Consider the following 13173-nt stretch of genomic DNA (forward strand, 5'->3'; position numbering starts at 1 on the left):
TGGTCCTTATTGGATCATCAACCTTTCGCAAAATGATGTACGGAAGCAACAAAATGGAACTACCGGTTTCTAAATCTTCATGGGTTATCTAATGTTTTTTTAAATATCGTTTACTGTTATAGAAAAATACATTAAAAACAAAAACTTTAGTAGCCTTTCTGTTTCAATATGTTGTCGATTTTTATCATTATTAATCGGTGTGTCGGATCTTAAATCTACAAAGTAGCTATGGACTTAGAGGTATTATAGTCTATCTGCAAACCCTCCATTTTTTGTTTAGCATCCTCAAAGGAGAGGAACCAATTTATTATTTAGGTATTTATTGCGAGAACCTCCTATAAACTATTTGAAATACGTATTACCCGTTGGCTATTCGCTATCACTAATAATCCCCTCCTAGGACAATTTTAGCATTTAAAACTGTCCATGTTATCTGCAGTTATTTTAGCGGATTTTTGGAAATTTCATTATTAAACTTTACAAGCTCATTTAATTTCTGAATAATTTCATTCATTACTGAACTAGAAAATAAGGTATTCTTACCATATACTTCATTTCTTATTTCAAAATTACCATTGAAGTTAACAACGGAATGTGGAACATCTGATTTTATAGATTATAACGTTAAAATAACTCCAGCACAAGGCGGTCTTACACCACCTGATTTATAACATATTAAAAGCCTAGACTAAGCCTATGCATTGCCTCCGACTAGTGTTCAACTTTTTGGGGGCAATGCACAATCTAGGCTTTTACTATTGGATCAACTACTCCCCTGTTCCCAAGATCTTAGGTAAATAGTCTAACGTTAGTGGATCTCTGTCTTTTAAATATTTTTCCACATTCTCCGGAATCCATTTTTCTTTAAAATTTGAATTATCAGGACAATAATTACGTGACCCTAGATTATATTTTTAAGGTACAATAAAGGAACAGCATTACTTAGAAAAGAAGCCTTCTACATCGAGAAAGCAACAATGCATACACCTTTTTAAACACCTTACTTTTAGCTATTTTAACACTAGCTGAATTCTGTGGGCGATTGCTTACAAAAGGGCGATGAGGCAAATTGAAGTTTAATGGAGACTGATTGTTTTACAATAGGCTTCCTCAAGAACTTTCAATCGCCCCCTTTTTATTGCAATTTTCGCAACAAGATTTAAAATAGGTTCTACAATTTTCATTGCTCCTGTCATCTTGGAATTATTCAGATAAATAAACAAAGCAAGATCTGAAAACTTTTTTGGTATTCCGCTCCTGTTTGTAAGACCATCCTTTGCCAGTCCCAAAAGAATAAGTGAAGCCTGTTCAAATTCAATATTTCCAGGATCTATGGTTGTCCGCAACCGACACAGACCTTTAGACTTGTTGTTAAAAAGATGAGTCTCATTGGCTGCTATAACTATTTGGTCTCCCGGCTTTAGTTGGTAACGTTTACCGTCCTTGCCCACTTCCAGTTCACCTTCTAAAATTTCAAACTTCTCCGAAAATAACGTATGATAATGCCACGGCGTTTTTGCTCCAGGGAGTAGATCACACTCACTTACTGTAGGGCCACCGTTGACCGCAGATTGAACTAAATCGAAGGATATTTGATGATGAGAACTGCTTTTTTGTCTTTTTTGCATAAGAAGTACTGGACCTATTATAATGCAGATCGCTACGGCGATCAGATGAGCTATGCCATGCTGCCAATCGCTTCCATCTTTGATCATTACGATCATGAGATCACCCAGGGGTACTACAGTAGCTGCGAGCAGTGCTATGGCCAGCGCCTTTCTTTGTTTTGTCAATACTAAAAGCACGAGGAGAATACCCGAAAATAGATCTCGGATTCCTTTTATATAATGAAAAGAAAAATCATTGTTGGTATTCGTCACGATACCATAATCAAACTCGGCCCTCAATGGCGAAACCAAAAATCTCATACCGATAAACAATAGTCCCAAACCGGTTAAAAATGAGATAATGTAACAAATTCTAGTTGTCATAATTTTATCTTTTTGTTTGACAACAAAGTTATTTGTAGGGTCATTAGGTTTCGTGCACCTGGGTTAATAAATTAGTCACGTTGTGTATTTCTCTTTCGTATACGGCTTAATGACTGGGGCTTTACACCGACGTAAGAGGCAATATAATATTGAGGAATCCTTTGTACCAGTTCAGGATATTCTTTTATAAATTTTTCATAACGAATTTCAGGTGAATCCGTATAAAAAGAATTAAGGCCCCGAAGGGTTTGAACAAAAACCTGTTCTATGACCAATCTACCAAAACGCTCTCCATTCCTGATCTCAGCATAAAATAGTTGAAGATCATTATAGGAAATTACAAATAGCGTACAATCTTCCAAAGCTTGAATCGCCTGCCTTGAAGGCTTTTGCGGGATAAAGCTTTCATTGTTGCAGACAAAATCCATTTCTTTACCAAATCCGTATGTTTTCTCTTCCCCATCGTGGTTGATATAATATTGCACAACACCACTGATAATAAAACCTACCTGGCGACAAACTTCTCCTTCGGCCAAAAAGTATTCTCCTTTACCATATTTCTTTTCCCTAAAAAGTCGTGAAATAAGATCCTTATCTGATTGATCAATGGCTATGGTGCTTGCAATCGTTCCTAATAATAGGTCTATCATAACAATTTGGATTTGTAAGGAAACTCAAACGCTGTTCTCATCTTAAAAAATCAAAATACGAAAACATGCTTTAAACTGCAATCTTTTTTTCGTGAGTTACTGGCGGGAGATATGATCGATAAAACTTTATCAGTCAAATCAAGTTTAAATAATAGGGAAAGTCAGCAAATTTTAAATTTGCCGACTTTTCATTTGAAAAGTTAGGAGCTAATTTCAAAAAGATCGACTACTTATAGAACTCCCTTTTTTCGCGTTCCGATGTCCAGCATTTAGTTTCTCTGTCTTATTTTGCTATTTAATTCTTCAAGTTTCGTTTTTGCGGTATTATTAGTTGGAGAAAGTGTCAAGATTTTTTCATAACACTTTTTTGCTTTATTAATATATCCCCTGACGGTGTAGGCCTCGGCTAAGCTATCCCATACATTTATTGATTGCGGATAATTTTTCGTATTCAGCTCAAAAATAGAAATTGCTATATCAGGTAGTTCTCTATCATAAAGGGCAACATATCCAATAGTATTTACAAAACTTTGGTCCGGTTTAGTATCAAAGAAAAGTTCCTTTTTTATTTTCGCACTGTAATTTACCAATATATAGGGGTCTTTTGTTACTTCGTTTATATCAATATTAAATGGTTCGAAGAGATATCGAAGGCCATAATATGTGGCAGGAATTGTTACTGTTAAATGCTTTTCGTCTTCAAAATATCTAAAGTCTACCCTCAGATCTGGAGATTTGTTCTCTTTCAGTAATTTATAAAATTGATTTCCCCACTGATAATGCCTCTTATCCTCCTGCATATTATTGGCCAATGCAATATATATTCTAGCTTTTAGGTCAACTCGATTCTCTAATACTTCTTTACTTCTTTTCCCAATATAATTATGATCCCAAAACCAAGAAGGGTCGATAAGTAAGTAATAACTAAACAGCTGTGGATTTTCTAATAGGCAATGTAACGCAAATAGTCCACCCAATGAGTGGCCGATAATCATGCTTTGCGGAACGGTTCTGAAAGATTTATTTATTTCCACCATTAGTTCATTCTCCATAAAACGCATGAAATCATCAGCTTTTCCGCTACTTTTAAATGCAGAAATATCTTCTCTATCCAAATAATTCAATGAATTTGTAGGAGTGAAATTCTTCGTTCTATCCGTGTTTTCTATTGAAACAATAATAAGTTCTGGGATTTGTAACTTAAGATTTGCATCTGAATGCATCGATTGTGCAATCCCCGACACTTCCAAAAACTTACTCCTGTCCCCATCTAAAACATAAGCAACGATGTATTTTTTGTCGATATTGTTTTTATAGGAAGCCGGTAAATAAACAGAATAATTTCTGCTTTCATTAAGTATTTTAGAGTTTATCGTATAGCGTTGTCCAAGCATTAAAAAATTGTCATGTGATTGCGCAAAAGAATTGCTAAGGCTAAAAATAAAAAAACAAATTATTGTGGTTATAGTTCGGCCCGTCAGTATAATGCTGGAAATCATCCGTATTGTTGCCATTAAAAAGGATTAAATAGATCTTATAATTACAAGTAAGCTTTAAATTTATGTAAAAATTTTAGAATTATGAATATGTTTCAGCACGCCGAAAATCTAACTACAAAAAATGAAGGGGAATTTATATTGTGTCTTATTTCAAAAATTGACAACTGCATCATTGCAAAATAAAATTCAATTAGGGCCAGATAAAATAGGGCTTAGCCGGTGGACGATGGCGAGTTGTCTATTACTAAAGCTTATTTTTCATAAAAACCACTGATAACAGCTATATTTTAGTTGTACTTTCCTTGCTAATATTGCTTAGCAGACAAGTAAATTCTTCGTCATAATACTTGAAAAATACATACTGCCCTACACCGGTACATTCCTTTTCTACAACATATATTTTTTCTATATGGCTATTTAAAGCCTGATATTTCTGTGCAAGAACAGAAAGCAATTTTGATTCTAAAACTGTCAACTTATTCATAGCTATACTAAAGCTCATAGATTTTCTAAATAATACGGCATTATTTTTCAATTGCCTTAGGAGACTTATAATCATAATACTAGGCATAAACAATATGATTACAAGTAGATTTTTCATACTGTACGCCATTAATTTCTATTTTAGCTAACGTTTTACATGCAGAATACCGTTCTTCTCCGCCACTATCAAATTTGTTGTTCTATACGTCGGAGTTTTAATAAATACCTGTCGACTCTCCATATTTTTCTCTACAAACTTCGTCGGCTACACCATAAAGAATTTGATTTGTAAATTCGTTAACACTATAGGGTGTTTTTTCCGGATTTTTAATAACCGACACATATAAATCTAGGCCATTACTCACTATCCAATTCGCAATATCTTCCACCCCATCTTCGGATTCTTCCATATAATCAGTATATGGTTTATCCTGCAATTCAATTGAAGCATCCACAAAATTCTCCTGAAATCTGATAATTTCTTCTTTTTTAAAAGCACTAAGAATTTCTTTTAGCTTTTCTCTATTACAATCGGCCTTTTTTATTATCGACCAAAACCATTCCAATGTTTGAATATGATGCATATCTTTTGTTCTTTAAAGTTTGATATTTGCCGGGTGTCGATCTTAATAAACTTGAAGCTCCTTGCTGTTTTTTTGGCGATACAGATATAGCTGAATGTAAGTTGTAGTACCAACTTCTTCATCTTTTCGCTTAAAGCCTCCCCACAGTGCTGATTTCTCATTATTAATTTTCTCTAAACACACCAGTTGTCCGTTAGCATAGAAAGTCATTTTGTATTTTTCAATGGGTTTCAGATCAAAAAACTCTAAATCCTCATCTGTTCGGAATTGATATTCTTTGTCCCAGCTATTTTTTACTTTTTCAGAAGAAAGATACATTTGCTGTGCGAGTCTTTTTTCTTTTTCATATACAGCATTCGCCAAATCGTCTTTCGTGCCTTTCATATATATACCTCTTATCTCATTGTATTTTGCAACAACTTGCTTTTCTAATGCCTGTAGCTGGTCTTTGTTCTTTGTAAAAAGAACTTCGGCATTATCTAAAATGTCTATTTTGTAGGGAACTTCAGCGTCAAAAGTAAAACTGTCTTCAAAAAAATTCTTTCCGTCAAATGTTGAAACTTCTTTACCTTCCACTATTTTTTGTGGAGTGGTGTAGGTAGTCACTTCTTCCTCATCACCCCAACTGCCATCTGTACCCATGAAGGATTTTTCGATTTTGATCTGAACCCCAGAGTTTCTCATCAATGATGGATGCATTGACTTTGCATTTTGATTAAATCCTGGAGAGAGACGAATGGTGATTTTTTGCGGGCCTTTTTGTGTGATGTCCCAATTCAAAGGGAAGTACGAACCCGATAAACTCCCTCCTGAATTATCTCTGTATTTGATAACGGGAACATCGTTGATAAGAATTTCGAATGAGCAATTACTCGTTGATATATTTGCGCCATAATGCGGTTCTTTATCGAAGTGCTTTATTTCGGTTCCAATAGCATAGATATCCTTTTCTGATTTTGTGCTTTTATTCTGTCCCTTACAGCTAACAGATAGAAGTGTAAGATTTATAAATAAAAATATTCTGCTAAATTTCATCATACTTGGTTATTTTTTTTGACAGCGAAAATCAGTAGGCCAATTATCGTAATTGGACTGTGCTTCTTTGCGATATACACATCATTTTGATTATACCATTTGTTTTTCATGGGTAGATTTTTGAATAAATTTAAAGATTTAATGCTTAGGTGTTCCCTAAAATTACAATTCGCCTGATGTGCTTTATTATTCGTTGCCGTCGGCCCGTTTTTTGGGAAGAGGTCAGTTTTGACTACTGACATTAAGTTGTCACAAACCAGATTTAAATTTGCTTCATGACAATTTTATTAAACAATAAAAACATGAGCGACATATCATCCGGTAAAGCATCCGATCAGATCGAATTTCCAGAGCCTACGCTGATTTCAGTTAATAATGTTGTATTAGAGGTATTTGAAGCAGGAAGGCAAAATTCGGGGAAACCGATTATTCTCTGTCACGGTTTTCCGGAACACGCATTTTCCTGGCGTTATCAGATTCCGGTTCTGGTCGCTGCAGGTTATCACGTCATTGTCCCAAATCAACGTGGTTATGGTAACTCATCTTGCCCCACCGAAATAACGGAATATGATATAAAGCACTTGACGGCTGACCTTGTCGCGCTACTTGATCATTACGGATACAGGGATGCCACCTTTGTGGGGCATGACTGGGGTGCTAATGTGGTGTGGAATCTGGCACTACTGTATCCTGAACGGGTAAATAAAATAATAAACTTGGCGCTGCCTTACCAGGAACGCGGAGAACAGCCATGGATTGAATTTATGGAAACCTTATTTGGAGAAGACTTCTATTTTGTTCATTTCAATAAGCAGATCGGAATTGCGGATGCTATCATGAATGAAAACATACACCGGTTCTTACATAACATATTCCGCAAAGATATCCCTCCCGCCCCACCTGCTCCCGGCATGCTAATGATTAATCTCGCAAGAGCAGTAGAACCAATTGGGAAGCCTCTGATGGAAGACAGCGAACTGTCTGTATTTGTTTCGGCCTTTGAATTATCTGGGTTTACCGGAGCCATAAATTGGTACAGAAACCTTGATCGAAACTGGCACCTTATGGCGAACATAAAGCCGATCATTCATCAGCCGACGCTGATGATATATGGAGAACAGGATACGATTCCAAAGTCTGAAAATCTTAAAAATATCGTTCCCAATCTGGATATTGTCAGTCTGGATTGTGGTCACTGGATTCAACAGGAAAAACCGGAGAAAACAAACCGCTCAGTTTTAAAATGGTTAGCCCAACAAAATGCATAATAAGGATATAGATACCTATTGTCCGCAAAGCCAAACAGATTGGAGACAATGGTTGGATGAAAACCATCTGTCCAGACAATCTGTTTGGCTTGTCTTTTATACAAAAAAGTCGAATATTCCCTCATTAAGTTGGAGTGAGGCCGTTGACGAAGCGCTTTGCTTCGGCTGGATTGACAGCACAAGAAAGACGATTGACGATTCTTCTTACATGCAATTTTTTACCAAACGTAAGCCGAAAAGCAACTGGTCAAAAATCAACAAAGAAAAAGTTAAGCAACTCAGTGAAAGTCGGCGAATGACAAAGGCGGGTTTAGCATGCGTGGAAGTTGCAAAACAAAATGGATCATGGACAATTTTAGATGAAGTTGAAGATCTGATCATTCCAAATGACTTAGAAATTGCTTTCGAAAAACATACTGGCTCGAGAGATTATTTTCTAAGTCTGAGCAAATCAACAAGAAAAATAATATTGGGCTGGATTATCCTCGTCAGAAAACCGGAAACCAGACAAAAGCGCATAGCTGAGGTTGTAGAAAGTGCAGCACTAAACCTTAAACCAAGACATTTGCGATAGAAAGACACGTAATCCTTTTAGAGTCTTAAAAGATTAAATACCGGGGTGATTGGGCTATTTCGGAGTAATGACTATTCCTAGTTCCAGTTTCATAATAATAGTTACCAAAGTAGTTTGGTTATATCAACTATTTAGATTTGCCTAAGCATCATTAATCGCATAATTATAGAGTAATTTTGCCAGTTCTTCATTAGAATTAACTCTAAAAGCTTCATCTAACGCTGATATTTTATGTTAAATTTAAACAAATCTTAAAACACGTAGCAAAGAATTAAAGATAACAAAAACAGATAACTTATATTTATTATGAAAAAGAAAAAGACTTCCCGCATTGTTCAGTTGAGAGATAAACTAAATGATTACGGTATATTTGCTAGTGAGCAGTTTGCAAAAATGGGATTTCTTCGCGTAAAAGTTACAGCTTACATAAGCAACGACGTTCCTGGATTTGTCCGATGTGAATTCACTGATATAGATGGTAATCTGCATATTATTGAAGAGAAAGTTCCAGTTCTATCTGACCAAGATTGGAACGAAAATACAACCTATCCTCTTTGGTCGTTGATCCCCGGGGAAATATTAGACCGGCGCATAGAGATTTTCACGACCAAGACCAGGAAAGAGAAAAAAAGAACGATCATTAAAATCTCGCTTGAAAAACCGTGGGGTATTTATGACAGCAATGATGAGACTGTTTTTGAGGTGTTTGATTTGGATGTTGTGGAGTGATACAGAAAATTTATGTACGGTAATGTAAAAAACATATGGTTAATCAATTATACGAATTGAAAGTCACAGACAGACAAAGCTTCATTAAATTTCTTGATCTTCTGCATCAGGATTTGCTCCAACAGCCTGAAACTTGGAAAAACAAAACCTTACCCGATTTTCTGGAAGCTTTGGCCGCATATACAGAAGATATCCAAGGGTATTATGATAATACAGATGCAAATGTAGATGCTGAAAAAGCTGCGTGGTCAACATTTGCTGATATTTTCAAGGGCGCTAAAGTTTATGAGTAATAATAGGCATTTATACTAACGAAAACTACGGAATAATATATGAACATAAAGCTTAGTATTAATAGAGATTTGAATGCAAACGACATTCTGCAACTATACCAAGCTAATAAATGGAGTGCAGCCGAAAAACCAGAACTACTGATAAAAGCCCTCTTAAATTCGCATTCTTTAGTTACTGCATGGGATGGTACAACATTAGTAGGCCTAGGGAATGCCATTTCCGATGGATACCTCGTGGTTTATTATCCGCATTTACTAGTACTACCCTCCTATCAAGGCAAGGGGATTGGCCGTTGGATTATGGATAAAATGCAAGAGATTTATAAGGATTTTCATATGCAGATGCTCACCGCCGATGGAAAGGCTATCGACTTTTATAAAAAGAACGGCTTTGAACGAGCAGGTCAAACGGAACCAATGTGGATCTATTCCGGTGGTGACCATTAAAATTGAGGAAATAACAAAGTTCGAGCAAATATTATCAGCAATAATGGAATGACGCATACATTACAAATATCAAATAGTAATTCCTTGTTAGATTCTAATTCACAAATTGAGAGGAATTGGTTTTATTATCTATTTATGGGCAAAATACCTGAATATAACAGATTAAAAAAACTTAAACGTATTGATTATTGGTGGATAGAAATTGACGATTTAAATAATTCAATGGGAAGGAAGATTCCCTTTGATGCTTTTAAATATCCAATAAGGGGATTGGGTGATGTAAAATTGAATTTAAACTCCATTCAACCCATAAAGGACATAGATAGAGCGTTGTTTAATGATATGTGGAGTATACATGACAAACGCAATTTCAACAAACTTGAACAAATGATTTCCAAATACTTAAAAAAATGGAAATGCACTGACAAATTTGATCCCCCTGAGTTTCCTTCAATAATAATTGATTTAAAATATCCCAAAGATATAATTGAGTTAGAAACGATTGAAGAATTAGTAAACCAAGTTGATTATATTGGGTATGAATGGACTGAATCGGAACGATTGATTGATTCGAAAGGAAACATGTATAGTACTGAATACCTAAATTTTGGACATCCGGTTGGAGTTGTGGTACCAAACAAAATTGATGGAAGTATAACGAACGAAGAATTAATCCATTTAATAGGGAATAACAAACTTAACTTTAAAATTATAGATTAAATTATTCTCAACAACAAAGGGAGCTCTTGCCCAACGATGATCTTCAAAAAATGGAACTCAAATTGTGATTTATTAATATAAAAAGACTATTGCTGATGCATACCGCTTAATCTTTAAACTATGAACTGGTTGTACATTTTTAAACATTGGGGAAGCACTTTATTACTTGGTGCAGTTCTTTTTATTCTCTCGGAGGGATTAGGCGCTGAAGAGGCAATTGTTTTTGCGCTCATGCTATCGGCCGCAAGTTTAGTCTTCTCTTTACCCACCCTATTGGTTTATATTTTAGTTTTCTACTGGCTTAAAAAAAAGAATAGAATGGACAGAAAATGGGTAAGATTAATTTTGGTTTCCACTACGATTCTGGGCATTGGAATAACTCTTTTTTGGGTTAACTTCATTGGAATTATGCAGCCATTAATCTGCTATTCAATTGCTGCAATTGTTTCCAGTTACTTTTTTGATATAGAAAAAGGATGATTTCCCATAAAGAACCTTAGAGTTTTTCGATCTCTTCGACAGAAAGTCCTGTACCCTTAGCAATATCAGCTGTAGGTAGCCCCATTTCCTTAAATGCTTTAGCAGTCTCAACTGCTTTTCTACGCCCCCCTTCCGCTAAACCTTCCGCTAAACCCTTAGCTTTACCTTCTGCTAGACCTTTAGCTTTACCTTCCGCCAAACCTTTAGCATGACCTAAAGCTTCTCCGGATTTTTTGGCCGAATTAAATACGCTCTCAGCATCACGCTTATGTTTTAAACTTGCTTCGTATGACATGAGTTCCTCCTCCGTTAATTTACCTATCTCCCCTATCTCAAAGATAAGACCAAATATTCTTTTATCCAAAAATGATGGCAATCTATCCATGGTACTCAAATGTTTAAGTAAGTACAACCACTGATCCATAACTGTCTTTAGCTCCTCTGGCTGTTTATTAAACAATGGAAGCGAAATCATCTTATATCCCAATTTATCATAGAATATTTCTTTGGTCAATTTGTCACACAGCGCCACATCATAGAAATAAGGCCGCTCTGTGACACGGGATATACCAGAACTTCCATTTCTATCCATGTCAAACTCCAAAATACCAATAAAGTAAACCTGCGGTAGGTAATAATCACTACCCTTCTTACCTCGCGCTAATTGTTTATTGATGAGACGTGAGGTATAATACACCGCACGGTCCTTAAAAAATTCTTGAAAGAGCTGCTGCATCTCAATGATGAAAACCTCACCATCGCTGCCGATACAATGTAAATCAAATACAACACGACGCATTTCCTCATAATCGCCATCTTGTTCTACAGGCTTATATCTTAGATCCGAAATTATCTTCTCTCCATGAAATAGACTATTGAGAAACTCAATTAGTAAGATTTTGTTGTCCTCTCTACCAAAGTAAAATTTCCAACCGAAATCGGTACGTGGATCTACATACCTACCCAAATGTTTTTTTGATCTAGCCATAATATTTATTAATTGGTTATCAGGCAAATATACAATAACAAACTGAAAAATACTAAAATAATTAGTATAAATATAGACAAGAAAGTATTTTGTAAGTCTGAGCAAATCAACAAGAAAAATAATATTGGGCTGGATTATCCTGGTCAGAAAACGGGAAACCGGACAAAAGCGCATAGCGGAGGTTGTAGAAAGTGCAGCATTAAACCTTAAACCAAGACATTTGCGATAGAAAAAGGATTAAATAGATTTTAAATACACCTTATTTTTCTTTAAATGCAATTCTTAAAGATTGAGGGAGTGTACATCTAATATTCAGAGCCGAAAAGTTTCTGCCACCACATCCGCGCAGCTCTCGGCAAGCTGCTGTTATGTGCAGTAATTTTTTCCTCTTTCATTATTTCTGTCACGTCCTTAATTAAGTCATCCACCATTGGAGAAAAGTTTCTGTACTTTTTATGTTGACCTTTTATAATATGATATGAATTCTTAGCTATCTCATCTGATGAGCTGTTTGTTCTAATAATTATTCTGCAAAGTTGTTCAATACAATCTCTTACAATATTGCTGTTATCTGTTCCTTTTATTATACCCTCAAGGATTTCAAGAGCTTTATTATTTTCACCAGTCTCAACATATAACTCTGCCAATTGGTGATTGTAGATGTCGGTTAGAAAATCTTTATCATTTTTTTTGAGTGTCAATTTATAAGCTTCAATCTCTGAAACCTTGTCCTCTGCATATTTGGCGTATGTCCTATATAAACCTAGTTCTTCATAAGTCCAAGCTCTTTCTTGATTGATCCATTCAGGTAATTTCGTCAAAAATAGTTCTCTTTCATTTGTCGAATAGAGAAAATACAGTTCGTCTTGAATTGGTAATTTGTAACTCCTGAAATAGGACTTTTTCATTTCCTTCCAATCGTCAATGTCTGCCTGAGAATAAATACAACTTTCTTCCGCTTCTCCAATATACTTTAGCAGTTCAGTTTTCTTTGGGTTGTCCGCTGTTTTTAAATATTGGTAGGTTTCTTTAATTCCTGCCGAAACCAAATATTCTCCATCAAATCCAATTCCGCTGTCAAAATCAATATTTTTAGCTTCAAAAAACAACCAAACGATTTCAGGTGAATTGAAACGTGTCAGAATGAAGGCACAGAAATATAAATTATCAACATCACCGTCTTTCCCATATTTTCGCCATTCCTTTTCTTCTGCAAAAAGATATTTTACAATTTCATAGTCCGTCTGTTTAAAATCATTGTAAATTGCAATATTTAGTCTTAATCGGTCAAAGTGTTTTGAATTTACGGCGTCTTTGTCAAAGCGATAATTGTCCAGGAGTTTTGGATTCTGTCGGACTAAGTCGAGTTCAGTTTTATATTTTTCTACTACTGTCACGCTGTCTTGGTATTATTGTGCATCAATCTCAAATA

At 35.4% G+C, this 13173-nt stretch carries 15 protein-coding genes and 1 pseudogene; 8 read left to right on the forward strand and 8 right to left on the reverse strand.

The annotated features are described in order from the left end of the window. Window positions 1-1076: 1076 nt before the first annotated feature. The 6 genes from DFQ12_RS03855 to DFQ12_RS03880 all read right to left on the reverse strand — a co-directional run bounded on the left by DFQ12_RS03855 (window position 1077) and on the right by DFQ12_RS03880 (window position 6245). Entirely contained in the window at window positions 1077-1991 is a 915-nt protein-coding gene (locus tag DFQ12_RS03855) for a DUF4267 domain-containing protein (protein ID WP_120257690.1), read from the reverse strand. A gap of 71 nt (window positions 1992-2062) precedes the next feature. Further along, entirely contained in the window at window positions 2063-2641 is a 579-nt protein-coding gene (locus DFQ12_RS03860) for a Crp/Fnr family transcriptional regulator (RefSeq protein ID WP_120257691.1), read from the reverse strand. Between the two features lie 269 nt (window positions 2642-2910). Then, the gene (locus tag DFQ12_RS03865) at window positions 2911-4155 is read right to left on the reverse strand and encodes an alpha/beta hydrolase-fold protein (RefSeq protein ID WP_120257692.1); all 1245 of its coding nucleotides are present in this window, start codon (window positions 4153-4155) and stop codon (window positions 2911-2913) included. 265 nt (window positions 4156-4420) lie between these two features. After that, complete coding sequence (locus DFQ12_RS03870) at window positions 4421-4741, reverse strand: hypothetical protein (protein WP_147420320.1); 321 nt, start codon at window positions 4739-4741, stop codon at window positions 4421-4423. Between the two features lie 97 nt (window positions 4742-4838). Beyond that, entirely contained in the window at window positions 4839-5207 is a 369-nt protein-coding gene (locus DFQ12_RS03875; RefSeq protein WP_120257694.1) for a DUF4240 domain-containing protein, read from the reverse strand. A 42-nt stretch (window positions 5208-5249) separates the two neighbouring features. Continuing rightward, complete coding sequence (locus tag DFQ12_RS03880; protein WP_147420321.1) at window positions 5250-6245, reverse strand: hypothetical protein; 996 nt, start codon at window positions 6243-6245, stop codon at window positions 5250-5252. Between the two features lie 299 nt (window positions 6246-6544). Between DFQ12_RS03880 and DFQ12_RS03890 the strand changes: the two genes are divergently transcribed. The 7 genes from DFQ12_RS03890 to DFQ12_RS03920 all read left to right on the forward strand — a co-directional run bounded on the left by DFQ12_RS03890 (window position 6545) and on the right by DFQ12_RS03920 (window position 10753). Further along, window positions 6545-7510 carry an alpha/beta fold hydrolase gene (locus DFQ12_RS03890; protein ID WP_120259210.1) on the forward strand — a complete coding sequence of 322 codons (966 nt, stop codon included), beginning with the start codon at window positions 6545-6547 and terminating at the stop codon, window positions 7508-7510. Further along, a complete protein-coding gene (locus tag DFQ12_RS03895; protein WP_120257697.1) occupies window positions 7503-8084 on the forward strand; it encodes a YdeI/OmpD-associated family protein in 582 nt (193 codons plus the stop codon). Before DFQ12_RS03890 ends, DFQ12_RS03895 begins: the two co-directional genes overlap by 8 nt. 306 nt (window positions 8085-8390) lie before the next feature. Further along, entirely contained in the window at window positions 8391-8813 is a 423-nt protein-coding gene (locus DFQ12_RS03900; RefSeq protein ID WP_120257698.1) for a hypothetical protein, read from the forward strand. A gap of 35 nt (window positions 8814-8848) precedes the next feature. Next, complete coding sequence (locus DFQ12_RS03905; protein WP_120257699.1) at window positions 8849-9106, forward strand: DUF7660 family protein; 258 nt, start codon at window positions 8849-8851, stop codon at window positions 9104-9106. A 39-nt stretch (window positions 9107-9145) separates the two neighbouring features. Next, window positions 9146-9553 (forward strand): GNAT family N-acetyltransferase, encoded by a 408-nt coding sequence (locus DFQ12_RS03910; protein ID WP_120257700.1) that lies wholly within the window; start codon window positions 9146-9148, stop codon window positions 9551-9553. Window positions 9554-9688: 135 nt separating this feature from the next. Next, on the forward strand, window positions 9689-10273 hold the full coding sequence (locus tag DFQ12_RS03915; RefSeq protein WP_120257701.1) for a hypothetical protein: 585 nt from the start codon (window positions 9689-9691) through the stop codon (window positions 10271-10273). 120 nt (window positions 10274-10393) lie between these two features. Then, entirely contained in the window at window positions 10394-10753 is a 360-nt protein-coding gene (locus DFQ12_RS03920) for a hypothetical protein (RefSeq protein WP_120257702.1), read from the forward strand. 16 nt (window positions 10754-10769) lie between these two features. Here DFQ12_RS03920 and DFQ12_RS03925 read toward each other — a convergent pair whose 3' ends face one another. Then, window positions 10770-11741 (reverse strand): Rpn family recombination-promoting nuclease/putative transposase, encoded by a 972-nt coding sequence (locus DFQ12_RS03925; RefSeq protein ID WP_167457188.1) that lies wholly within the window; start codon window positions 11739-11741, stop codon window positions 10770-10772. A gap of 91 nt (window positions 11742-11832) precedes the next feature. Between DFQ12_RS03925 and DFQ12_RS28615 the strand changes: the two are divergent. Continuing rightward, window positions 11833-11970: pseudogene (locus DFQ12_RS28615) on the forward strand (YdeI/OmpD-associated family protein); the annotation flags it as partial. 76 nt (window positions 11971-12046) lie between these two features. Here the strand turns inward: DFQ12_RS28615 and DFQ12_RS03935 are convergent. Continuing rightward, a complete protein-coding gene (locus DFQ12_RS03935) occupies window positions 12047-13138 on the reverse strand; it encodes a hypothetical protein (protein WP_120257704.1) in 1092 nt (363 codons plus the stop codon). Between the last annotated feature and the right edge of the window lie 35 nt (window positions 13139-13173).

The organism is Sphingobacterium detergens (genome assembly GCF_003610355.1).
GTDB lineage: Bacteria > Bacteroidota > Bacteroidia > Sphingobacteriales > Sphingobacteriaceae > Sphingobacterium > Sphingobacterium detergens.